Below are 22,729 nucleotides of genomic sequence, written 5' to 3'. Positions count from 1 at the left end.
TCCTGACGGACGTTTCAGACCGCCGGTTTTTTTACCATGCTGAGCATAAACATCAGCGACGCGCCCAGCACCACCGACGGCCCGGCCGGCGTATCGTAAAAGGCGGAGAAGGTCAGACCGGCAGTCACCGCCAGAATCCCCACCAGCACCGCAACCCCTGCCATCTGCTCTGGCGAGCGCGCAAACCGGCGTGCCGTTGCGGCAGGAATGATCAGCAGCGAAGTGATAATCAGTGCCCCAACGAACTTCATCGCTACGCCGATGGTCAGCGCCGTCACCAGCATCAACACCATCCTGGTGCGCTGGATATTGACGCCGTCAACCTGAGCCAGCTCCGGGCTGATGGTCATGGAAAGCAGCGAGCGCCAGTTAGCCGCCAGCACCGCCAGCACCACAACCACGCCAGCGGCAATGGTGTAAAGATCGGTCGGCGTTACGGCCAGCAGATCGCCGAACAGATAGGCCATCAAATCCACCCGCACGCCGGACATCAGGCTGACCACCACCAGGCCCAGCGACAGGGCGCTGTGCGCCATAATGCCCAGCAGCGTATCGATAGCCAGATGCGGCCGACGTTCAAGCCAGACCAGCAGCAGCGCCAGCAGCAGCGTAACGGCGATCACCGCATAAAACGGGCTGACGTTCAGCAACAGCCCAAAAGCCACGCCAAGCAGTGAAGCGTGCGCCAGCGTATCGCCAAAATAGGACATGCGACGCCAGACCACAAACGAGCCGAGCGGGCCAGCCGCTAACGCCAGAAAGAAACCCGCCAGCCAGCCGGGCAGCAACAGTTCAATCACTTGGTTTGTCCTCTGCGTAAAACGATACGTCCCTGAAGGTCGTGCCGATGGTTATGCTGATGGCGATAGATAGCCAGCTGCTCGGCGCCGCGCGGGCCAAACATAGAAATAAATTCCGGGTGCTGAGAGACCGCCTCCGGCGTGCCGGAACAGCAGATATGCTGATTCAGGCACAGCACCTCGTCGGTTTTTGCCATCACCAGATGCAAATCATGGGAAACCATCAGCACGCCACAGTTCAGCTCGCGCCGTAGCTGATCGATCAGATCGTAAAGCGCCACCTGGCCGTTCACATCAACGCCCTGCGTCGGCTCGTCCAGCACCAGCAGCTGCGGCTGGTTGAGCAGGGCGCGGGCCAGCAGCACGCGCTGCATTTCACCGCCGGAGAGCTTTTGCAGCGGCGCGTTCAACAGCTGTGCGGCCTGCACCCTTTTCAGTGCGGGCAGGATGTCGCCGCGCTTGACGCCGCCGCGCAGCAGCATAAAGCGCTCGACGGTCAGCGGCAGCGTGGCGTCCAGATGAATTTTTTGCGGCACGTAGCCAATGCGCAGCTGTTCGTGGCGCACCACGTTGCCTCGCGTGGGCGAAATCAGTCCCAGCACCACGCGCACCAGCGTAGACTTACCGGCGCCGTTAGGCCCGAGCAGCGTTAATATTTTGCCCGGCTCCAGCGTCAGCGAAACGTTAGAAAGCACGGCGCGCTGACTAAAGCTGACGGAAATTTTTTCAAGGCTAATCAGTGAGGACATAGTGATTACGGGTTGCAGAAGTTATCGAATGTTATAATATCACAATTCTTCGACCTGTCACGATGGACTGAATCATTATGTTACATAAAACCAAGCCCTTGTTAACGCTGCTTTCTGCCCTGGGTTTTGCCGCTTCGCTGACCTCTACCGCCCAGGCTGCGGTAGTGGCCTCCGTCAAACCCCTGGGCTTTATCGCAGCCGCAATTGCTGATGGCGTTACGCCGGTGGAAATTTTACTGCCGGATGGGGCTTCAGAGCATGACTACGCGCTGCGTCCTTCGGACATTAAACGCCTGCAGAGCGCGGATCTTGTGGTCTGGATCGGGCCGGAAATGGAGGCTTTCTTGCCGAAGGCGGTCGCCACGCTGCCCGCGCAAAAAAACCTCGAACTGGCTGAGTTAAGGGCGGTTAAACCCCTGCTGGTTCGTGGGGCGGATGACGATGCGCACGAGCATGAGGAGGGGGCTGAAGCAGCGGATGAACATGCCCATGCGCACCACCACGGCGAATATAATATGCACTTGTGGATGTCCCCGGAAATCGCAAGGCAATCTGCGGTTGCAATCCATGCAAAATTATTGGAACTTATGCCGCAGAGCAGAGACAAACTAGACGCGAACCTGCAGCATTTTGAGGCAGAATTGGCCACGGCTGATACGCAAATAGCCGCTCAGCTTGAGCCGGTAAAAGGGAAGGGTTATTTCGTTTTTCACGATGCTTACACCTACTTTGAAAAACATTTCGGTCTGACTCCTGCGGGTCATTTTACCGTCAACCCTGAAATCCAGCCCGGCGCTCAGCGTTTACATCAAATTCGAACAGAGTTGGTTGAGCAAAAGGCGGTCTGCGTCTTTGCTGAGCCACAATTCAGGCCGGCCGTGATCGATGCTGTTGCCAGAGGAACCAAAGTGCGTACAGGAACGCTGGATCCGCTGGGAACGGACATCACTCCGGGAAGAGACAGCTATGTGAAATTCCTCTCACAGCTGTCCAGCCAGTACGCGAGCTGCCTGAAAGGAGCTTAGAGGAACTAATACGTGCAGCAAATTGCCCGCGCTGTCGCTATGGCGTTTAATACATTGCCGCGAACCCACCGCGTTATGCTGGGTTCGCTCACCGTTGTTACGCTGGCCGTCTCCGTATGGCGGCCTTTCGTTTACCATCCCACCGTCAGCGGTGAAAATCCGATCGTCAAAAGCATAGAGCTGGATAAAGAGCAGCTGCGTACGCTGTTGCCGGAAGCCAGTGAGCCAATCGATCAGGATACGCCTTCGCCTGATGACGACGTGCCGAAAGATGAGATAGACCAGGATGTGCCCAGCGAAACCGGCACGCATGATTACGTGGTGTCATCAGGAGATACGTTAAGCAGCGTTCTTAATCAGTATGGCATCGATATGGGAGATATCAACCAGCTGGTCAAGGTGGATAAAGATCTGCGTAACCTGCAAATTGGTCAGCAGCTTTCCTGGACGTTGAACGACGACGGCCAGCTGCAGCGGCTGACATGGGAAGCGTCGCGCCGCGAAACCCGCACTTACGATCGCTCCGGCGACACCTTTAAATCCTCCGCTGCGGTTCAGCAGGGCGAGTGGCAGAACAACGTGCTTTCCGGCACGGTGGAGGGCAGTTTCGTGACCAGCGCGCGAAACGCCGGGCTGAGCAGCGGTGAAATCAGCGCCGTGATCAAAGCGTTGCAGTGGCAGATGGACTTCCGTAAGTTGCGTAACGGCGACCGTTTCTCCGTGCTGATGTCGCGCGAGATGATGGATGGCAAGAGCCAGCAGAGCCGCCTGGCCGGCGTTCGTCTGCAAACCGGCGGCAAAGACTACTATGCGATTCGCGCTGCCGATGGCAAATTCTACGATCGCAGCGGCGCCGGACTGGCACACGGCTTTATGCGCTTCCCGACGGCCAGACAGTATCGCGTGTCCTCCAACTTCAATCCGCACCGCCTGAACCCGGTGACCGGTCGTGTCGCGCCGCATAAGGGCGTGGATTTCGCTATCCCGTTGGGCACGCCGGTGCTGGCGGTAGGCGATGGTGAAGTGATCGTGGCAAAACGCAGCGGCGGCGCGGGCAACTATGTCGCCATTCGTCATGGCCGTCAGTATATGACGCGCTATATGCATATGAAAAAGCTGCTGGTGAAGCCAGGCGACAAAGTGAAGCGCGGTGAGCGCGTTGGTCTGAGCGGCAATACCGGTCGCTCAACGGGGCCGCATCTGCACTTTGAAGTCTGGATCAACAACCAGGCCGTCAATCCGCTCACAGCGAAGCTGCCGCGTATGGAAGGGCTGACCGGTAAAGACCGCAGCGATTATCTGGCGCAGGTTCGCGAAGTCACGCCACAGCTGCGCTTTAAGTAAGCATTAACTTCCCTGCGAAAAAAGCCGACGCTTCAGCCGTCGGCTTTTCTTTATGGGTAAAATGAGGCGGGCATTGCAAAATTGTGCGTCGGCACTATCATTAGCCGCTCAGAATTTGAGGCGAGTGCATGGAAAACAAGAAAAGCAATAATGAATTTATTCCCACCTTTCAGAAATCCTTTCTGCTGCCGCGCTATTGGGGAAGCTGGCTGGCGATTGGGCTTTGCGCCGGAATGGCCTGCCTCCCGGCAAAAATGCGGGATCCGTTACTGGGCGCGCTGGGGCGCTTCGCCGGAAAATATGCGAAGAGCGCGCGACGTCGTGCGCAAATCAATTTGTTTTACTGTATGCCTGAGGTAGCAGAAGCCGATCGCGAAAAAATCATTGATGAAATGTTCGCCACGGCACCGCAGTCTATAGTGATGATGGCCGAGCTGGCTCTGCGTCCGGCCCATGCAGTGCAGCGTATCACCTGGCATAATAAAGAAATTATTGAGCAGATCGGCGCGCAAAATCAGAACATCATCTTTCTGGTACCGCACGGCTGGGCGGTGGATATCCCGGCAATGGCGCTGGCTTCGGAAGGGCATAAAATGGCGGCCATGTTCCATCACCAGCGGAACCCGGTAATGGACTATATCTGGAACGCGGTGCGCCGCCGTTTTGGCGGCCGTATGCACTCCCGGGATAACGGCATCAAGCCGTTTATCAGCTCGGTGCGCCAGGGATACTGTGGCTATTACTTACCGGATGAGGATCATGGCGCAGAGCACAGCGAATTCGTGGATTTCTTTGCGACCTACAAGGCCACGCTGCCTGCGTTAGGCAGGCTGATGAAGGTTTGCCGCGCCCGCGTGGTGCCGCTGTTCCCGGTTTACAACAGCAAAACGCATCGGCTGGATATCTATTTGCGCTCGCCAATGGACGATCTGCTGGCAGCGGATGATAAAACGCTGGCGCGCAGAATGAATGAGGAAGTGGAGCTTCTGGTGCGACCTAATCCTGAGCAGTACGCCTGGATTTTGAAGCTGCTGAAGACCCGCAAAGAGGGTGAGACTGAGCCTTACCGCCGCAAAGATCTTTTCCCTAAAAAATAAAAAAGCCCCGCCATCTGGCGGGGCTTTTTTACTGTGCCAGCGCTAACCGTCGGTTACGCTCGCGCAGAAAGGCTTTCACCAGCCAGAACCAGAGCAGTCCGCAGGCCAGATTGACCAGGCTGAACCAGAAGCTGCCGCCGCTGAAATAGGCGCTTTTCACCGCTTCGATCCCTAACGTAAAGACCAGAATACTTACCATGCCCAGCATCGCGGCGACGCTGCCTTTGCCCGACGAGCTGGAAAATAGCGTCAGGCGGTAAAGCCCGGCGTTGACCAGTCCCGTGCCAAAACCGTACAGGCTCAGCCCAGCGGTAAGCCAGAGGTAGCTATGGGCGTTCAGCGCGCCGGCAAGCGTCGCCACCGCCAGGCCAGTCAGGATCGGCCAGGCGGCCAGCTTCAGCGGCTGCTCAATCGGTACGCGGCCGGACAGGCGGCCCAGGGTCAGATTGCCGATAATCATCGCCACAAACACCGGCAGCTGGAGCAGCGCGTAGGTCATACGGGAAAGATGCTCGTCATGGATCAGGATCACCGGCGACAGCGCTACCCAGCCCAGGCAGGGAATACTGACCAGGCCGATAGCCAGCGAGCCGCTCATCACCTGGCGATCCCGCACCAGGTCGAGATAGCCTTTGGCCAGCGACTTAACTGAAACGGAGGTGCTGCGGTCGCCCGCGGTTTCCGGCATCGTTCGCCACAGGCCGACCAGCGCTACCGCGCTGACGGCGCCGAACAGCCAGAACATCGTGCGCCAGTCGCCCACGGAGAGAAAGGCGGCGCCGGCCAGCGGGCCGGCCAGCGGTGCCAGTAGCGCCACGTTAGCCATCAGCGCCATCATCTTCACGCTCAGGGCTTCGTCAAAGGCTTCCTGGATGGCGGCATAGCCGACCGCGCCAATAAAACAGAGGCTGGTGCCCTGCAGGAAGCGCATCAGGATAAACTGCCCGACGGAGCCGACCCAGTGCGTCCCCACGCAGGCCAGAGTAAAAAAGGCCACGCCTGCGAGCATCACCGGCCTGCGGCCAAGCTTGTCGGAAAGCGGCCCCAGTAGCCACTGCAGCACGATGCCGCCGGCCAGATAGGCGGTCAGCGAGGCGGAAACCCATTCCGGCCCTACGCCAAACTCGTTGGTCACCAGCAGCATTCCTGGCTGGATCATGTCATGGGCGATATAGCTGGCAAACTCAAACAGCACCAGCGACAGGGGAAAAATCAAATGGCGACGAGTGATAGCCGTCACCGGAACAAAAGCGGGCATTAAGGCTCCTTCCAGAGTAAACAGGATCTAAATCGCGACAGCATACGGGCGTTGTATGACGGGCGAATAAAAAGGTGCTGAAAAAATAGCGGAAAAGGGAACAGCAGGGTGGAAAAAGCTATCGGGCGCGAAGGCCCGATAACCGTAAGCGTTATTCTACCCGCAGCACGCGGCTGGTATTGGTGGTGCCGGTGGTGCTCATAACGTCGCCCTGGGTGACGATGACCAGATCGCCAGACATCAGGAAACCTTTGTCGCGCAGCAGATTAATTGCATCATGCGCCGCTACCACGCCATCGTTATTGCTGTCGAAATAGACCGGGGTCACGCCGCGATACAGCGCGGTAAGGTTTAGCGTGTGCTCATGACGCGACATCGCAAAAATCGGCAGGCCGGAAGTGATGCGCGAGGTCATCAGCGCGGTGCGGCCGGATTCCGTCATGGTGATAATCGCGGTGACGCCCTGAAGATGGTTGGCGGCGTACATCGCGGACATGGCGATGGCCTCTTCGATATTGTCGAACTGCACGTCCAGACGGTGCTTGGAGACGTTGATACTCGGGATTTTTTCCGCGCCAAGGCAGACCTTAGCCATGGCGGTTACGGTTTCCGCCGGATACTGGCCCGCTGCGGTTTCCGCCGACAGCATAACGGCATCGGTTCCGTCCAGCACGGCATTTGCCACGTCCATAACTTCAGCACGCGTCGGCATAGGATTGGTGATCATCGATTCCATCATCTGGGTTGCGGTGATAACCGAACGGTTCAGCTGGCGGGCACGGCGGATTAGCGCTTTCTGGATGCCAACCAGTTCCGGATCGCCAATTTCAACGCCCAAATCGCCCCTGGCGACCATCACCACGTCCGACGCCAGGATAATGTCATCCATGGCTTCCTGCGACGCTACGGCTTCCGCACGTTCGACTTTAGAAACGATTTTCGCCTCGCAGCCTGCTTCGCGAGCCAGACGGCGAGCGTAATTCAGATCTTCGCCGCAGCGTGGGAAGGAGACGGCCAGATAATCCACGTCAATTTTGGCTGCGGTGATAATGTCCGCTTTATCTTTTTCCGTCAGCGCGTCGGCAGACAGCCCGCCGCCCAGCTTATTGATGCCTTTATTATTGGAAAGCGGGCCGCCAACGGTGACTTCGGTAAAGACTTTCATCCCCTGAACTTCCAGCACCTTCAACTGTACGCGGCCGTCGTCCAGCAGCAGGATATCGCCCGGCACAACGTCGGCCGGTAGCCCTTTATAGTCGATGCCCACCTTCTCTTTATCGCCTTCGCCTTTACTCAGGCTGGCATCCAGCAAAAAGCGGTCGCCCTGGTTAAGAAAGACTTTGCCTTCTTTAAAGGTGGATACGCGAATTTTAGGGCCCTGAAGATCGCCCAGAATGGCCACATGACGGCCCAGCTTTGCCGCAATTGCGCGCACGTTGCTGGCGCGCTGCATATGATCTTCTGGCGTCCCGTGTGAGAAGTTAAGTCGAACCACGTTGGCTCCGGCTGCGATAATTTTTTCGAGATTATTGTCGCGATCGGTAGCCGGACCCAGGGTGGTAACGATCTTGGTTCTTCTTAAACGTCGAGTCATGGGGATTTCCTTGTGTTTAAAAACCACGGATGAAAGGTCAGGCCGTCACCCGCGGTGCATCTGTGCACATCTATACTGATGAAACAAAGCGGGAACCGCTCTGTTTCTTTTAGTATTGGTTCGGCAGACGGGCGGCAAAGCCCTCAATGGATACAATACTGGGACGCGTGGCTGAAGTCACCACCTTGTCTCCGTCCGCCGCCGCAATTTTAACAGGCGGCGTAGTCTCACCAGACGACCCGGTAGCAAAAAGGTAGCAAAAAACTTAAGCGATTATTCCGATTCTGAAAAAAAAAGCGCCGAGAAATTGCCTTAAATTAGCCGTGTTTTCCGACAGACTGTAGCCACTCTGTACGCCGCTATTCTCCCGGGCGCAGCATTTAATGCCAGAGCGAAGCCACAAACCAACGGATAGTAGCGACTAATTTATCAGGAGTAATCATTCACAACGCTCGCGAAATAATTATCACTAAAGTTTATTATCCACAGAGAAAACTTTCACGCTTAAAACAAAAATGGAATTTGGCTGCCGAAAACAATGCTCAATGAGTAATAATGTTGACGTTAAAAAAAACAGGTGTTAAAACATAACCACATTGTAACAATTGATTTATTATTTTGTATCAGGGAAATAACAATAATAACTTTTGTGAGGGTGTATGCCATTCCAATACTATGAAGACGTTATCGAAGACCTGGACTTATATAAAATCTCAAAAATCATCCTGGAAGGAAATGCCGATGGCAGAGTGCTTTATATCATTCGTAATGCGGTAGACCCGGCGGTCTGTGAAAAAATAAAAATTAATTTTTATGAAATCATGCGGATAAAAGGTAATCACCGCCCGGATGACGGCTTTGTGAAAACAGAACAGATAGGTTCTTCGCAATTCCATAAAACCGGGATGGAATACATCAATGCCACCGTGGAATCGGATGCGGACGTCCTGAATCTATATCAGGGTATGTCTGATGATGTAGTGAGAACGCTTTATCTGGATAAACAGCTGGAAAATTTCTTTTCTCAGGAAAAAATTTCTTATCGACCATCGGCGTTTAAAAGCCATAATGCCAATTTTGCCACCACCAGACGATGGCTGGACAACGGTAATATGTCGTTGTGGCCACATGATGACAGCGCCCAGTTAAAATTTGCTGAGCAAGACGGTTATGAAATTGCAGCGGCTAAAAACGTTATTTCTTCCAATCTGTGCGTTTGCGATGCTGCTAACGGCGGGGAGCTGAAGGTGTGGAACTGTAGGCCGGATGACAATATCCGTAAAGAATTTGATGTTCTGGACACGGGTTATCCTTATCCATTGGCGTTCGCTGATAGCTTTGAAAGTTTCACAGTGCGTTTAAAACCTGGCGATCTTTATTTTCTCAATGCTTCCTATCTCCATGGCGTGACCAGTTCGGTAGAGAACGAGAGGATCAGCTCCGGTCGCTTTATCGGTTATATCGATAATAAAGTGGTCTGGTGGACGTAAAAAAATGGAAATAGATAATATTGTTCAGGATTTACAAGGGCAGGGTTACGCTAAGTTTAATCTTAAAAACTTCACGGATTTTACCATTGCTGATGATGAGCTTAAATTTTTAAAGGCTAACTTTGCCGATATGCCTTTGGATACCTATTCTGAAGGAAATCGATTAAGAAATTATATTCAGGTTGCCTGGCATAATAACGAGGTAATCTATGGAAAGTTTGAACCTTATCAGCAAACTAAAAGATATAATCCCGTAACAGGTGGCGTGGTCAGAGACTATCAAAATATCAGTGTGGAAATCCTGAAAACAGCGCTGTTCAATAAGATAGTGAAAACAGATATCGATATTGTAAAAAATATCGAAGACATGCCGCCCGTTGAAGAGTTAATGATTGGTGTACATCTGTTTCGCTATAACGCGGGAAAAGAACCGGCGTACAGTTCGCCTGCATGGCTACACAAAGATGATGAGGACGTCGTCTTTATGCATCTGGTGGATGTTTCGGAAGATCTTGTCGGCGGAGAAAGCATAATAGCTAAGCATCCTAAGAGGATTGACCGTGTATTAAGGATGAAAAAAACCTTTGATACGTTAGTGGTTAATCATCGCTGTTTTCATGCGGTTACGCCAATGAGTGTGCCAGAGGAATATGACGATAATGCATTTTTGCACAGGGATATCATCCTGGTAACTTTCCAAAAAAGGGAAACGGGTGAAGGCATTGAATGAAAATATAGCCATTGTTACCGGAAGTAATGGCGGTATTGGCAAAGAAATCGTTTACTCCCTGCTCGAGAGGAACTATCAGGTAGTCGGACTGGATCTTGAGAACGATATAGCTCGTGATGGCTTTAAATTTATCAGAACGGATTTGATGGACCTGAACGCTCTGAATGAAAATTCATTCAATGACTTACCGTTCGGAGAATACAACCTTCTGATCAACGCTGCCGGTATCAGGGAGATCGTACCCTTGCTGGACTTGAGTCTTGAAAACTGGTCGGCTGTGTATGCAATCAATACCACCGCGCCTTTTCTAATTTCGAGAAACTTTTGCAGAAAGCTGATCGCACAAAAGAAAGAGGGAAGTATTGTTAACATTGCTTCTGTAAGCGGGATTCTGGCTGAACCTGACAGAACCGCCTATGTCTCGTCTAAACATGCTTTAATTGGCCTGACAAAGCAGTTCGCTCTGGAGTTTGGTCGTCAAGGTATAAGGTGTAACTCAGTATCACCGGCTATTACCCGTACGGGAATGACTGAACACTATTTTCATGAAGAAGCCACCATGAAAAAAATATACAGTGGAATGTATTCAACCCGAACAGGTGAACCACAGGATATTGCCGCCGTGGTTAATCTGCTCTGCGACAGAAATTCGCAATTTATCAACGGCGCGAATTTTGTTATTGATGGCGGATGGACCTGCGGCAAAGATTTGTAATAGCGGTCTGTTAACAGCTGCGTTAAATAATTACTGGAGAATATCAGTGATCGAAACCGTATGGATTTCATGGGAAGAACAGCAGGGCCTGAAAAGACTGGCTGAAAGTTTTAAAGAGTTTGATGATGAGACACTTTTTTCCTCGCTCTCAAGTCTGAAAGAACAAGTTAAAAATATCCTTAGCCCGGAGACGTTCGCCGCTCTGACTGGTTTTATGCCCGGTGAAAGAAATATTCTGCGCGTCAACGGTCTGCCTTTTGACTATAACGTTAAAGAGACACCTTATACCGGCTATGTCGATAACGCCGATCTGCCGATAGCCAGCGTCATGCAGTTTGCTGTTTTCGCAGCCTGCGGTATTTTCCCGATATCTTATCTGCGTGAGAACAAAGGGCTCCTGTTCCGTCACGTGGTGCCGACGCGAAAAAGGGCAAAAAGAGTCAGCTCTCACGGCAGCGCATTAACGTTGGATATGCATGTTTCAAATCCGATCCTGCCAATAATTCCAGAGGAAACCAATAATGTATCAGGTTCGCCGGAAATTTTATCTTTCTACGGTATACGCCCGGATCCGGACGTCTTTACAGAAGTCGTAGAGCTGGATGAGGTGTTGCAACAGCTTGAACAACGCGTTATTGACGAGCTGTGTGAGAAAAAATACTACTTTCGGATGCCATCGTCATTTAATGGCGATGAGTTGAAAGGGCCGCTAGCTATCCTTGGCATCAAAGACGGGATGTACTACAACAGGACAGATATGGATACGGTTATTCCTGTTGACTATCCTGCGCTGGTCAGCTTAAACATTTTTATGGAAGCCACCAAGAAGGTTAAGCATTATCACCGCCTTCAGCTTCCACCGGGCGATATGTTGCTGTTTAAAAATCAGCGTACCCTGCATTCCCGACAGAAATTTGTAGCCCGATATAACGGGCTGGATCGCTGGATGGTGCGCTTGTACGGTAGTGCAAACATGGCCCGCCATCACGCGGCAGACGAATCAAAAAGATACCTTGGGTTAACTTATTAATATTATGAAAAATCTTATCATCAGTGATTCAGTCGTCAATCTGAGTAAAATCGATGCGGCGCTGACCGATAACGCTTGCGTAGTGAAAGGTTACTATCCGGAAGAAGCGGATACTTCTCCCTTTGTTGCCATCGGCTCCAGCCTACATGACGCTGTAGCCGACAGTGAAAATATTGTTATTTCACTTGAGGAAGATAAGTGGGACAACATATTACTGGGATTAGCAGGGATTCTTACCAGAATCTCGGAAGAAACTAAAATTTTCAACTATACCGTCCTCGATCAAGAGAAGTTAAAAATCTATACGCAATTTTTAACCTCAAAAAACCTTGTATTTATAAATAAGGTCTGATTCAGATAGCCATTTCCTCGGGTTATGTTGCAAAAAAATAGAAGCCGCCAGGCTGGGTGCGGGCGGCTTTTTTACATGGGAAAAATTAATAATTACAGCGTAATTTGGCTTCACACATTATTGTAGTTACAGAATTTTAACAGTAAGATAAAACGGCGATTAAAAAAATAATTTTCATTGGGAGTGAGCAATGCTTTCTAAAAAGTCCGCTGGTATCAAATCCTCTGCTGTCAGAGAATTGCTGAAATTCAGCAAAATTCCCGGTGTTATATCGCTTGCAGGCGGCATTCCTGCCACCGATCTTATCGATGTCGAAGGTATCGATACCGTTCTCAAAGATATTTTATCTCGTGAGCACAGAGGTTTATTCCAGTATAGCGTCACTGAAGGCGAGGAACACTTGCGTGAGCAGCTTTCTCGCTGGAACAGCGAGCATAATCTGAATGTGGATGCGGAAAGCATTATTATTACTAACGGGTCGCAACAGGCTATCGATCTTTTAAGTCGCGTTTTCCTTGAAAAGGGTGACAAAGTATTTGTTGAACGCCCAACTTATCTGGCGGCGCTGCAAATTTTTGGCTATACCGACGCCACGGTAGTTGAGCTGGAATATGATTCTGAAGGTATTCAACTGACCCTGCTGGAAAAAGAGATGGCGACAGGCGGGGTGAAAATGGTTTACCTTACGCCAAACTTCGCCAACCCTACTGGGAATACCATCAGTTATGAACAGCGAGTAAAAATCGCTAAGCTGTCGCAACAGTACCGAGTGGTTATTATTGAAGACGATCCTTATGGGCATCTGCGCTTCAGCGGTGACCCCGTTCCCTCAATATTTTCTGTCGCGCAAAGTCTGTTCGGTAAAAATCACAACGTCTGCTATATGTCCAGCTTCTCAAAAATCTTCTCACCAGGCTTACGGCTGGGGTGGCTGGCCGTCCCCGAACATTTCCACATGGCAACAGTTGTCGCCAAGCAGGCACTGGATCTGCATACCTCTACTTTGAATCAAAGCATCGCCGCCCATTATATTGAGTCCGGTAGAATCAATGAAAGAGTGGAAATATTAAAAGCCACCTACAAAGACCGACGCGATTACCTGATTGGATCCTTACATGAATACTCAGGCGGCGATATTACGTGGAATACGCCTGATGGGGGAATGTTCCTGTGGTGCCACCTTGTCGAGGATATCGATGCCTCGCAGCTTTTGCAGGAATGTATCAAAGAAAATGTCGTGTTCGTACCTGGGGAAGTGTTTTTCGCGCGGGATCCGCAAAAAAACTCACTGCGGCTCTCTTATTCCATGCTTACCGCAGAAACGGCACGGGAAGCAGTGATACGAATTTCCAGGGCGCTAAAAAAAATAAAATAGTTCAATAATAATCATTAGCTTCAGGGCTAATGATTTTCGATCGCAGCTCGGCTTATGCTGCCCTTAATCCTGCCTGCTGTTAATGAAGGGGGCAGGTTACGTATGTAAAAAATGCAGCGGCAGACAGTAAAACATAAGATTATTTAGAGGGAAGTTTATGAACAGACATGGCGATTATATCCTTCTGGTAGGAGCAGAAGTTCCTTTCCGCGAGCGTGCCTTTGCCGGCGCTTTACGCGCTTCTGAAGGTATGGATGTTTTTACAGTCAGTAATACTATTTTTTCTCATACGCTTAAATATTTTGATGGCTATATTTGTGCACCTATCTCCGATCACGAGAAGGTTTTACAGGAAGTTATCCGGTACGAGGAAGTAACCGGAAGAACGCCAAGGGCAGTTATTCCTACCAATGATTTTACCGTAGTAACCGCTGCCTTCGTTGCTAAACATTATGGATTGCCCCATAACGATCTTTCCGTTGTCGAAAGATGCAGAGATAAATTTATCATGCGGGAATGTTTGCAAAATGCGGGTCTACCGGTGCCAAAATATTATCAGGTTGCCAAACTTGACGAGCTACGTAGCGCCGTTGCGCAGACAGGTTATCCGGCCATTATTAAACCACGCCTGATGGCAGGCAGCCTGGGCGTAATAAAAGTTTCTTCAGAAGAAGAGCTGGTGCACGCTTTCAAAAAAAGTATTGCCGATGTCAAAAGCATTAATGGCGAAGCCAATGCCGACGAAAGTTTATTTATTGTCGAAGAATTTATCGAATATGAGTTTGAAGTCAGTGTGGAAGTCCTGAATACGCCTGATTTTAACCGTGTTATTGGCGTGACGGATAAATATCTGGGCGCGCCGCCGCATTTCGTTGAGCTGGGGCATGTAGTACCTTCCCGATTTACCTCCCATCACGATCTTATAGAACTTGCTGAAAGCACCTGTCGTACGTTAGGGATCAGGTACGGTATTGCTCATTTCGAAGCCAAGGTCAGCGCTAAGGGCGAGATTAAAATTATCGAAGTTGCCGCCAGGACAGGAGGTGATAGCATTATGAGTCTGGTTGAAAAGGTTTATGGCTATAACCCTTATCAACTCCATGTCTCATCCTATATTAATCCTGAAATGATTTTCGCTTCTCGCCTCGACTCCGCCAAAGGTATTGCCGCAATCGCTTTTATGAAAGCGGAAACGGGCAGGCTTACGCAGATAAACGTGCCTGTCTCGTTGCCGGAAGAAATTCTGCATCTTAATGTTATGGCCGTACAGGGCCAACAGGTTTTTCCGCTGGACTCGTGGCGTAACCGGGAAGGTATTATCGAATTCTTTTGGCCGGGCGAAACGCAGGGCGAAACGCTATTTACCCGACATCTGGAGATGGCAAAAAAGCTTTCAGCACAAACTTTTATAACGGAATCTGTATAACAGAGTAAAGGAGCCGTTTTGGGCGCTTTCAATTTTCATAAATTCATCATTAGTAGAGGACTGGGCGCCCTTTGCGATCAGTTTCTGATGTTCGCCGTTCCTTTGGCTATTCTTAAATCAACCGGTTCTACCAGCCTGTCCGCTTTATCATTTGTTATCGAGTGGATACCCCGAGTGCTATTTTTTCCGATTGCCGGAAGTTTACTACAGGGGAAAAACTTCAAAAAAATATTTTTGTCGTTAGATTTGTTCAGATGCGCGGCCCTGGCGGCTGCTTTTTTACTGGTTAACATCACCGGCATATTTGCCACGTTGACCACGCTGATGGCGGTTATGTCTTTGTGTTACGTCCTGAATTTTGTCTCGATCGAGTCCATTATACCGGCCAATGTACCACGTGAAGAGTATGCCATGGTGCATTCCCGGATACAGACGGTAGAGCAATTTTCACAGATCCTTGGGCCAGCTATCGCTATTGTTATTTTTAGCCACGCAGACGTAAATGGCATTCTTTTGATCTCGGCCGCGCTGTTTTTGCTGTCGGCCGCGAACCTTTTAACGTTATCTATTGCTTCGCCTGAATCTGCTGGAGTAACTAAGATCCGGGATATCCTGCACGCTAATCGGGCAGCCTTTGTTTATCTTTTTGAAGATAAAAAAATTATTTATTTGTGCACGATGACATGGATTGTCAATATCATTTATGGCGTGGTTTTAGCTATCTCTCCGGCCGTTATCCTTAAGCATTTCAAGCTGGACTCGGGAGCGTTAGGCGTGATGCAAAGCGTTGCGGCTTTAGCGTCAGTGCTGCTTTTTTACCTTATTCCACGGTTGACGCTTCGCTTCAGCGTGACGCTGATTGGGCAGCTTTCACTATTAATCATATTAGTGAGCGGCCTGTTTCTTGGACTGGCAGATAATTATTATATTTACGTGGCGCTTTATGCGCTTCTAAGCGCCTTTGACGGAGGCTTCAGCGTTTATATCAGAATTATGCGTAGCACGATTATTCCTGCTGCAATTTTGTCCAGGGTAATCGGCGTGGTCGGCATGTTGAATTTGCTTTCCATTCCGGTAGGCGGCATGGCCGTAAGCCTGCTCTCTGAAAAGACAACGTTACAGAACATCATTTTACTGGCCTTTGCGCTCTCGTTTGTCCTGACCATAGTCCTGCTTTTTGTTGGACGACTAAAGTTTGGCTATAAAAAATATTTCCCTCAGGTGCCAAAAGAGGCGAGCTGATATTTTGCCATCGCTGATGCTTGCGTTCTGCAAGGGGAAGGTTTAGCTCTCTTCGCGACGTTCTGGATACGGCTGCATCGCGGATTATGAAAAAAGCGGCGCAGCTTCTGTAATAACTTTAAACAGTCAAAGTGCTTTTTTACTATCTGTTTTGTCGATTTCTTTTAAAGGCAAAATCGATGATTTTTTGCTGCGCTAAAAAACATTATTTTCCTGTCTTTAAGCTGCTTTTCGCTGATTTTAACGGATTATCCTTGTTATATCTCGTCTGCTTCTGATCTGAACCTTTAGTAAGAAAGCGGGAAATTTAAGCACAAACTGCCTGTGTATTGGGCGGCAAAATGCCTTGAGACTGGCTACTCTGTGCTGGCGGGGCGTCGCCAGGTTTACGCCGACCCGGCAAAAGCAGTACATTGTATTGAAAGAAAATTAAAAACCTGACCGCGCTGGGATCCGCCGGTCAGGTTTATCCTGCAACGAGGAGAATAGAATGGCGGTTACACAAACAGCCCAGGCATGCGATCTGGTGATTTTTGGTGCCAAAGGCGATCTTGCACGCCGGAAACTGTTGCCATCCCTGTACCAGCTGGAAAAAGCCGGACAAATCCACGAAGAGTCGCGCATTATTGGCGTGGGCCGCGCGGAATGGGATAAAGCGGCTTATACCAAAGTCGTTCGTGAAGCGCTGGAAACCTTTATGAAGGAAACCATCGACGAGGCGCTTTGGGATAAGCTGAGCAGCCGACTCGACTTCTGTAATCTGGACGTTAACGACGCGGCCCACTTTACCAAACTGGGCAAAATGCTTGATCAGAAAAAGCGCGTCACCATTAACTATTTTGCTATGCCGCCGGGAACGTTCGGCGCCATCTGTAAAGGTCTGGGCTCCGCTAAACTGAACGCGCAGCCTGCACGCGTCGTGATGGAGAAGCCGCTGGGCACCTCGCTGGAAACCTCGCGCGAAATTAACGATCAGGTGGGTGAATACTTCGAAGAGAACCAGGTTTTCCGTATCGACCATTATCTGGGAAAAGAGACGGTGCTGAACCTGCTGGCGCTGCGCTTCGCCAACTCGCTGTTTGCCTCTAACTGGGATAACCGCACTATCGATCACGTGCAGATTACCGTGGCGGAAGAGGTAGGTATCGAAGGGCGCTGGGGTTACTTCGATAAAGCGGGCCAGATGCGCGATATGATCCAGAACCACCTGTTACAGGTTCTGACCATGATTGCGATGTCGCCGCCGGCCGATCTGACCGCTGACCGTATCCGCGATGAGAAAGTCAAAGTGCTGCGCTCGCTGCGTCGTATCGACCACACTAACGTGCGCGATAAAACCGTGCGCGGACAGTACACCTCCGGCTTTGTACAGGGCAAAAAAGTCCCTGGCTATCTTGAGGAAGAGGACGCCAACAAATCCAGCAATACCGAAACCTTCGTCTCTATTCGTGTCGATATCGACGACTGGCGCTGGGCTGGCGTGCCGTTCTACCTGCGTACCGGCAAGCGTCTGCCGACCAAGTGTTCTGAAGTAGTGGTTTATTTTAAAAACCCGGCGCTGAATCTGTTTAAAGATTCCTGGCAGGAACTGCCGCAGAACAAGCTGACCATTCGTCTGCAGCCGGATGAAGGGGTGGATATCCAGATCCTGAATAAAGTACCGGGGCTGGATCACAAGCACAATCTGCAAACTACCAAGCTGGATCTGAGCTTCTCGGAAACCTTTAACCAGTCGCACCTGGCCGACGCCTACGAGCGTCTGTTACTGGAGACGATGCGCGGCATCCAGGCGCTGTTTGTGCGTCGCGACGAAGTGGAAGAGGCCTGGAAGTGGGTGGATTCCATCATGGAAGCCTGGGCGGCGGATAACGAAGCGCCTAAACCGTATCAGGCCGGCACCTGGGGACCGGTTGCCTCAGTCGCGATGATTACCCGCGACGGCCGTTCCTGGAACGAGTTTGAATAAAATGCTCGATTAACCCGCTTCGGCGGGTTTTTTTACGCCTGTCGCCGGCCTGGAAGAAATTGAACCGCAGTTTCAAAAATATCTTTGGCACATGGACGCGCCCGCTCATAATCCTGTATGGTAGCAGACGATCACTTTTCGGACGCCGCGCGCGTCGTTTTTGCCCGCCTTGTTGAAGCAGGCAGGCCTGACAGGAGAAGCAGGACGATGAGTAACTGGAAAACAAGCGCTGAACAAATTCTTACCACCGGGCCGGTCGTACCGGTCATCGTAGTCAACAAGCTGGAACATGCGGTGCCGATGGCGAAAGCGCTGGTCGCGGGCGGGGTGAAAGTGCTTGAAGTAACTTTGAGAACGGCCTGCGCAATGGATGCGATAAAAGCGATGATCGCAGAAGTGCCTGAAGCCATCGTCGGCGCGGGCACGGTGCTGAACGTGCAGCAGCTGCGGGAAGTGACCCAGGCGGGCGCGAAATTTGTTATCAGTCCCGGCATCACCGAGCCGCTGTTACAGGCTGCCGTGGAAGGGCCAATCCCGTTAATTCCGGGGATCAGCACCGTATCTGAGCTGATGGCCGGCATGGATCATGGCCTGCGCGAGTTTAAATTTTTTCCGGCGGAGGCCAGCGGCGGCGTGAAAGCGCTCCAGGCCATCAGCGGGCCTTTCCCCCAGGTTCGATTTTGTCCGACCGGCGGCATCTCTCCGGCCAACTACCGGGACTATCTGGCGCTGAAAAGCGTACTGTGCATCGGCGGTTCGTGGCTGGTGCCGACGGATGCGCTGGAAGCAGGGGATTACGATCGCATTACGCAGCTGGCTAAAGAGGCGGTAGCAGGCGCGCGCTAATGCCGTTCAGGGCGTAAAACTGAAAAGGATGGCTGGCGGCCATCCTTTTTGCTGCGCCGGGTACAGCGTCGGCCGCCAGCTTTGCAGAAGCGGGACAGCGTCAACCGCTGACTTTTACACCAGCGGCGCAGGCGACAGCGCGCTGCACGGCCTCGTCAATATCGTCACCGGTTGCCAGCGCAACGCCCATGCGTCGTTTGCCCTGAACTTCCGGCTTGCCGAACAGACGAAGCTGCAAACCCGCGCCCAGTACCCTATCCAGATTAGCGAACTGCACGTTATCGCTGCTCAGTTCCGGCAGGATCACCGCCGAGGCCGCCGGGCCGTACTGGCGAATGCCGCCGACGGGTAGGCCAAGAAAAGCACGGACATGCAGCGCAAACTCCGACAGATCCTGAGAAATCAGCGTTACCATGCCGGTGTCGTGCGGACGAGGAGAAACCTCGCTGAACACCACTTCATCACCACAGACGAATAGCTCCACACCAAACAGCCCGTGTCCGCCAAGCGCGGTAACCACTTTCTCGGCAATCTGCTGAGCGCGTTGTAAAGCCAGCTCGCTCATCTGCTGCGGCTGCCAGGATTCGCGGTAGTCGCCATCTTCCTGACGGTGGCCAATCGGCGCACAGAAGTGAATACCGTCCGCAGCGCTGACGGTCAGCAGGGTGATCTCAAAATCGAACTTCACTACACCTTCCACGATCGCCCGGCCCGCACCCGCGCGTCCGCCCTGTTGGGCATATTCCCATGCGGCTGCAAGCTCAGCGGCCTCGCGGATAAAACTCTGCCCCTTGCCGGAAGAACTCATGACCGGCTTCACAATGCAGGGGAAGCCAATTTCCTGCGCGGCCTGATTAAAGTCCGCCTCGCTGTCGGCAAAGCGATAAGCAGAGGTCGGCAGCGCCAGCTCTTCTGCGGCGAGGCGGCGAATACCTTCGCGGTTCATGGTCAGACGAGCGGCGCGAGCCGTCGGCACCACGCGCTGCCCCTGTTTTTCCAGCTCAATCAACATATCGGTAGCAATAGCTTCGATTTCCGGCACGATATAGTCTGGCCTTTCCTGCGTCACCAGCGCTTTTAGCACCTCGCCATCCAGCATGTTGATTACGTGACTGCGATGGGCGACATGCATTGCCGGCGCATCGGCATAGCGATCCACCGCAATGACTTCAACGCCCAGGCGCTGACATTCCAGCGCCACTTCTTTACCCAGCTCGCCTGAGCCAAGCAGCATTACACGCGTTGCCGCAGGACGCAGCGCAGTACCAAGAGTTGTCATAAATCTCTACCTGATTAGAGGAAAAAACGCGGGCGCAGTATAAAAGAAAACGATTGCGTCTTCATCCGATTTCCGGGCTTGAGAAAAATTTCCGGCCTGATATACTGTATAAAAATACAGTTAAACGAGGTGGACACTATGGCTGTTGAAATCAAATATGTTGTCGTCAGGAAAGGTGAGGAAAAGATGACTTTCGCCAGTAAGAAAGAAGCCGACGCTTATGACAAAATGCTGGATATGGCCGAAGTGTTCTGCGACTGGCTGAGCGCGGCGCCATTGGATATGGATGAAAATCAGCGTGAGGCGCTGGGCATGTTCCTGTCGGAAAACAAAGACGCCGTGCAGCATATCCTGCGTACCAGCAAAATGCCGGAAGCGGAGTCCTCCCGTCCCGTTGCGTCAGTCGCCGCGTTAACCGCTGAGGACGCCGATGCCGATGCGGAAGAGAAGAAACCAAAAGCGGGACGCATTAAAGCAGCCTGAGGCGGTCTCGTTTGTAGCGTGTGACGTTGTGTCCGGTTCGCCAGCCCTGACGCTACCAGATGCCCTGATCAGAGCTCTTTATCAAAGCAGCCTGTCCCCGGACAGGCTGTTTCTTTACATCTGGTGTTTTACAGGGCACGGCCTTTTCAGGTTCAGGCGATTGTCGCCTGCGCACAGCAGCGTTTCAGCGCGTGCATGGCTTCTTTCGCCGCATCTGAAGGCGAGCGCTGTTTAATCTCATCATTAAAGACTTCCAGCCCAACCGGCCCGCTGTAGCCTTCCGCTTCCAGATAGTCCAGCAGCGTATAGAGCGGGAAGTTGCCCTGGCCCGGCAGCAGCCGATGGTGCCTTGCCGTTTCCACCAGTTCGCTGCCGGAAGGCAGCGTGGCTAAATCGGACAGCTGTACCAGGAAAATTTTGTCCATCGGGATGCCGTTTAAGTCGGCCACGGTGCGGTTGCGTACAAAAATATGGAAGGCATCCACGACCAGGCCCAGATTAGGCTCGTTAATACGCTGTACCAGCTGCCAGGCGGCGGCCGTGGTATTGATATGGGTGCTCCATGCCATCGCCTCAAAGGCGACCCGCAGCCCACGCTTTCCCGCTTCCTGCGCCAGCCAGCGAATATCTTCTTCTTCACGCCCGGCGATACATTCTTTTTGCGTAGAGGCCGGCGTCAGCAGGGTGGTGGCACCCAGCACCGCCGCTGTCTCCATCATTTTCAGCGCGTCGCGACGCTTTTCCTCGCGTTGATGGTCCGGTGCGCCGTCAAAATCCAGCAGCACCTGGTAATCCGTCAGGGCGAGCCGCTGTTCCCCGAGCAGGCTGGCCACAGCCTGAGGTGTACCTTCAGCCGAGTCCATATCCTGCCGCCGCAATTCCAGCTGGCTGAAGCCAGCCTGAGCGGCGGCGATAATTTTCTCTTCCGTTGTGCCGCTCAGTAAAACCGTATTAATAAAAAGTGGATTATGTTGAAAACGCATCCTGTTCCCCTTAAAGCCATATAGCAAAAAAATGGACAGAGAGCCGGTAAACGGTCTGACCTTTTGACTCTCGCCTGCTGACAAGTATAGCGACCTGTGCCGATTCGCCAGTTTCATCGGCGGGCTAAAGGTTTTCCAGGCTTTGCCTGACTTGACGCTTCCTGACGTTAGCCGCTTTATGCTGGTTTTTTTACAATAAGGAAAGCATATGACTAACTGGCTGCAACAAATTCAAACCGTATTAGGGAAAGGCAAGGGCGGCGGCGAGGGGCTGAGTAAAATGCTGGCGCCGGGCGCTTTAGGCGGCCTGGCCGGGCTGCTGATCGCCAATAAATCTTCCCGTAACCTGCTGAGCAAATATGGTAAAAACGCGCTGATTATTGGCGGCAGCGCGGCGGCGGGCGCGCTGCTCTGGAACAAGTACAAACAGCGCGTCAGCGAAACGCATCGTGAAGAGCCGCAGTTTGGGCAGCAGGCCACCGCGGTGGACAGACGCGCGGAGCGGCTGGTACAGGCGCTGGTTTTTGCGGCAAAAAGCGACGGGCATATTGACGGCGAGGAACGTAAGGCCATCAATGAGCATATTCATCAGGCGGGGCTGGGCGCGGAAGGCGAGCAGCTGTTGCAGCGCGCTATCGATATGCCGCTGGATCCTAAAATGCTGGCGCAGGATGTCAAAAACGAAGAGGAAGCGCTGGAACTCTACTTCCTCAGCAATCTTGTCATTGATGTCGATCACTTTATGGAGCGCAGCTATCTGCAGGCGCTGGGCGACGAGCTAAAAATTCCGCAGGACGTTCGTGAGAGCATGGCGAAAGATATCCGGCTGGAGAAGCAAAAGCTGATCGCCTGACTATTTCCGGGCGCCTTTCCCGGCCCGGAAAGCTTTTTTAACGTTGTTTATCAACTCTTATCAACGCGCTGCGCTTGGCAATCATCGCCGTA

21 protein-coding genes are annotated in these 22,729 nt (G+C 52.1%); 15 read left to right on the top strand and 6 right to left on the bottom strand.

Annotated elements, in window-relative coordinates; genetic code table 11:
• Positions 1–14 precede the first annotated feature (14 nt).
• Both znuB and znuC read right to left on the bottom strand, forming a co-directional pair.
• Positions 15–800 carry a zinc ABC transporter permease subunit ZnuB gene (znuB, locus tag EGK14_RS04685; RefSeq protein WP_125287912.1) on the bottom strand — a complete coding sequence of 262 codons (786 nt, stop codon included), beginning with the start codon at positions 798–800 and terminating at the stop codon, positions 15–17.
• On the bottom strand, positions 797–1,549 hold the full coding sequence (gene znuC, locus EGK14_RS04680; RefSeq protein ID WP_125287911.1) for a zinc ABC transporter ATP-binding protein ZnuC: 753 nt from the start codon (positions 1,547–1,549) through the stop codon (positions 797–799). The genes znuB and znuC overlap by 4 nt, the downstream gene beginning before the upstream one ends.
• Before the next feature lie 77 nt (positions 1,550–1,626).
• Between znuC and znuA the strand changes: the two genes are divergently transcribed.
• The 3 genes from znuA (at position 1,627) to lpxM (ending at position 5,015) form a co-directional block, all read left to right on the top strand.
• Positions 1,627–2,574 carry a zinc ABC transporter substrate-binding protein ZnuA gene (gene znuA, locus EGK14_RS04675; RefSeq protein ID WP_125287910.1) on the top strand — a complete coding sequence of 316 codons (948 nt, stop codon included), beginning with the start codon at positions 1,627–1,629 and terminating at the stop codon, positions 2,572–2,574.
• 12 nt (positions 2,575–2,586) lie between these two features.
• The gene (gene mepM / locus EGK14_RS04670; RefSeq protein ID WP_125287909.1) at positions 2,587–3,918 is read left to right on the top strand and encodes a murein DD-endopeptidase MepM; all 1,332 of its coding nucleotides are present in this window, start codon (positions 2,587–2,589) and stop codon (positions 3,916–3,918) included.
• Between the two features lie 128 nt (positions 3,919–4,046).
• Positions 4,047–5,015, top strand: a complete 969-nt coding sequence (gene lpxM, locus EGK14_RS04665) for a lauroyl-Kdo(2)-lipid IV(A) myristoyltransferase (protein ID WP_125287908.1) — start codon at positions 4,047–4,049, stop codon at positions 5,013–5,015.
• 28 nt (positions 5,016–5,043) lie between these two features.
• On the opposite strand, the gene EGK14_RS04660 is transcribed toward lpxM, so the two are convergent.
• Together EGK14_RS04660 and pyk are read right to left on the bottom strand one after the other, a co-directional pair.
• Positions 5,044–6,273, bottom strand: a complete 1,230-nt coding sequence (locus EGK14_RS04660; RefSeq protein ID WP_125287907.1) for an MFS transporter — start codon at positions 6,271–6,273, stop codon at positions 5,044–5,046.
• A gap of 151 nt (positions 6,274–6,424) precedes the next feature.
• Positions 6,425–7,867 carry a pyruvate kinase gene (gene pyk / locus EGK14_RS04655; protein ID WP_125287906.1) on the bottom strand — a complete coding sequence of 481 codons (1,443 nt, stop codon included), beginning with the start codon at positions 7,865–7,867 and terminating at the stop codon, positions 6,425–6,427.
• 659 nt (positions 7,868–8,526) lie between these two features.
• On the opposite strand from pyk, the gene EGK14_RS04650 reads away from it, so the two are divergent.
• From EGK14_RS04650 to EGK14_RS04605, 10 genes are all read left to right on the top strand, one after another.
• Positions 8,527–9,357 carry a hypothetical protein gene (locus EGK14_RS04650; protein WP_125287905.1) on the top strand — a complete coding sequence of 277 codons (831 nt, stop codon included), beginning with the start codon at positions 8,527–8,529 and terminating at the stop codon, positions 9,355–9,357.
• Positions 9,358–9,361: 4 nt separating this feature from the next.
• The gene (locus tag EGK14_RS04645; RefSeq protein WP_125287904.1) at positions 9,362–10,087 is read left to right on the top strand and encodes a 2OG-Fe dioxygenase family protein; all 726 of its coding nucleotides are present in this window, start codon (positions 9,362–9,364) and stop codon (positions 10,085–10,087) included.
• Positions 10,071–10,802, top strand: coding sequence for an SDR family NAD(P)-dependent oxidoreductase (locus tag EGK14_RS04640; RefSeq protein ID WP_125287903.1), 732 nt, complete (start codon positions 10,071–10,073; stop codon positions 10,800–10,802). The genes EGK14_RS04645 and EGK14_RS04640 overlap by 17 nt, the downstream gene beginning before the upstream one ends.
• A 46-nt stretch (positions 10,803–10,848) precedes the next feature.
• Positions 10,849–11,832 carry a TauD/TfdA family dioxygenase gene (locus tag EGK14_RS04635; RefSeq protein WP_158616026.1) on the top strand — a complete coding sequence of 328 codons (984 nt, stop codon included), beginning with the start codon at positions 10,849–10,851 and terminating at the stop codon, positions 11,830–11,832.
• Positions 11,833–11,836: 4 nt separating this feature from the next.
• Positions 11,837–12,184, top strand: a complete 348-nt coding sequence (locus EGK14_RS04630) for a hypothetical protein (protein WP_125287901.1) — start codon at positions 11,837–11,839, stop codon at positions 12,182–12,184.
• 190 nt (positions 12,185–12,374) lie between these two features.
• Positions 12,375–13,559, top strand: a complete 1,185-nt coding sequence (locus EGK14_RS04625; RefSeq protein ID WP_125287900.1) for a PLP-dependent aminotransferase family protein — start codon at positions 12,375–12,377, stop codon at positions 13,557–13,559.
• 157 nt (positions 13,560–13,716) lie between these two features.
• Positions 13,717–14,985, top strand: a complete 1,269-nt coding sequence (locus EGK14_RS04620; RefSeq protein ID WP_125287899.1) for an acetyl-CoA carboxylase biotin carboxylase subunit family protein — start codon at positions 13,717–13,719, stop codon at positions 14,983–14,985.
• Between the two features lie 18 nt (positions 14,986–15,003).
• Positions 15,004–16,227, top strand: a complete 1,224-nt coding sequence (locus tag EGK14_RS04615) for an MFS transporter (RefSeq protein ID WP_125287898.1) — start codon at positions 15,004–15,006, stop codon at positions 16,225–16,227.
• Between the two features lie 490 nt (positions 16,228–16,717).
• Entirely contained in the window at positions 16,718–18,193 is a 1,476-nt protein-coding gene (zwf, locus tag EGK14_RS04610) for a glucose-6-phosphate dehydrogenase (protein WP_125287897.1), read from the top strand.
• Between the two features lie 207 nt (positions 18,194–18,400).
• Positions 18,401–19,039 (top strand): bifunctional 4-hydroxy-2-oxoglutarate aldolase/2-dehydro-3-deoxy-phosphogluconate aldolase, encoded by a 639-nt coding sequence (locus tag EGK14_RS04605; RefSeq protein WP_125287896.1) that lies wholly within the window; start codon positions 18,401–18,403, stop codon positions 19,037–19,039.
• A gap of 100 nt (positions 19,040–19,139) precedes the next feature.
• On the opposite strand, the gene purT is transcribed toward EGK14_RS04605, so the two are convergent.
• Positions 19,140–20,318 (bottom strand): formate-dependent phosphoribosylglycinamide formyltransferase, encoded by a 1,179-nt coding sequence (gene purT / locus EGK14_RS04600; RefSeq protein ID WP_125287895.1) that lies wholly within the window; start codon positions 20,316–20,318, stop codon positions 19,140–19,142.
• 138 nt (positions 20,319–20,456) lie between these two features.
• Between purT and EGK14_RS04595 the strand changes: the two genes are divergently transcribed.
• Positions 20,457–20,801, top strand: coding sequence for a YebG family protein (locus EGK14_RS04595; protein ID WP_125287894.1), 345 nt, complete (start codon positions 20,457–20,459; stop codon positions 20,799–20,801).
• 152 nt (positions 20,802–20,953) lie between these two features.
• On the opposite strand, the gene EGK14_RS04590 is transcribed toward EGK14_RS04595, so the two are convergent.
• Entirely contained in the window at positions 20,954–21,784 is an 831-nt protein-coding gene (locus EGK14_RS04590) for a sugar phosphate isomerase/epimerase (RefSeq protein WP_125287893.1), read from the bottom strand.
• A 208-nt stretch (positions 21,785–21,992) separates the two neighbouring features.
• On the opposite strand from EGK14_RS04590, the gene EGK14_RS04585 reads away from it, so the two are divergent.
• Positions 21,993–22,637, top strand: a complete 645-nt coding sequence (locus tag EGK14_RS04585) for a tellurite resistance TerB family protein (RefSeq protein WP_125287892.1) — start codon at positions 21,993–21,995, stop codon at positions 22,635–22,637.
• Positions 22,638–22,729 lie beyond the last annotated feature (92 nt).

The organism is Erwinia sp. 198, assembly GCF_003937915.1.
GTDB lineage: Bacteria > Pseudomonadota > Gammaproteobacteria > Enterobacterales > Enterobacteriaceae > Erwinia > Erwinia aeris.
Note: the sequence above shows the minus strand (reverse complement) of the source record. Positions and strands in the feature narration are given on the sequence as shown.

Excerpts from the sequence above, each read along its gene's own strand:
- EGK14_RS04625 (WP_125287900.1), top strand. The coding sequence starts at position 12,375 with ATGCTTTCTAAAAAGTCCGCTGGTATCAAATCCTCTGCTGTCAGAGAA.
- lpxM (WP_125287908.1), top strand. The coding sequence starts at position 4,047 with ATGGAAAACAAGAAAAGCAATAATGAATTTATTCCCACCTTTCAGAAA.
- EGK14_RS04650 (WP_125287905.1), top strand. The coding sequence starts at position 8,527 with ATGCCATTCCAATACTATGAAGACGTTATCGAAGACCTGGACTTATAT.
- znuA (WP_125287910.1), top strand. The coding sequence starts at position 1,627 with ATGTTACATAAAACCAAGCCCTTGTTAACGCTGCTTTCTGCCCTGGGT.
- EGK14_RS04605 (WP_125287896.1), top strand. The coding sequence starts at position 18,401 with ATGAGTAACTGGAAAACAAGCGCTGAACAAATTCTTACCACCGGGCCG.
- pyk (WP_125287906.1), bottom strand. The coding sequence starts at position 7,867 with ATGACTCGACGTTTAAGAAGAACCAAGATCGTTACCACCCTGGGTCCG.
- EGK14_RS04660 (WP_125287907.1), bottom strand. The coding sequence starts at position 6,273 with ATGCCCGCTTTTGTTCCGGTGACGGCTATCACTCGTCGCCATTTGATT.
- znuC (WP_125287911.1), bottom strand. The coding sequence starts at position 1,549 with ATGTCCTCACTGATTAGCCTTGAAAAAATTTCCGTCAGCTTTAGTCAG.
- EGK14_RS04590 (WP_125287893.1), bottom strand. The coding sequence starts at position 21,784 with ATGCGTTTTCAACATAATCCACTTTTTATTAATACGGTTTTACTGAGC.
- EGK14_RS04595 (WP_125287894.1), top strand. The coding sequence starts at position 20,457 with ATGGCTGTTGAAATCAAATATGTTGTCGTCAGGAAAGGTGAGGAAAAG.
- purT (WP_125287895.1), bottom strand. The coding sequence starts at position 20,318 with ATGACAACTCTTGGTACTGCGCTGCGTCCTGCGGCAACGCGTGTAATG.
- EGK14_RS04620 (WP_125287899.1), top strand. The coding sequence starts at position 13,717 with ATGAACAGACATGGCGATTATATCCTTCTGGTAGGAGCAGAAGTTCCT.
- EGK14_RS04630 (WP_125287901.1), top strand. The coding sequence starts at position 11,837 with ATGAAAAATCTTATCATCAGTGATTCAGTCGTCAATCTGAGTAAAATC.
- zwf (WP_125287897.1), top strand. The coding sequence starts at position 16,718 with ATGGCGGTTACACAAACAGCCCAGGCATGCGATCTGGTGATTTTTGGT.
- EGK14_RS04585 (WP_125287892.1), top strand. The coding sequence starts at position 21,993 with ATGACTAACTGGCTGCAACAAATTCAAACCGTATTAGGGAAAGGCAAG.
- EGK14_RS04645 (WP_125287904.1), top strand. The coding sequence starts at position 9,362 with ATGGAAATAGATAATATTGTTCAGGATTTACAAGGGCAGGGTTACGCT.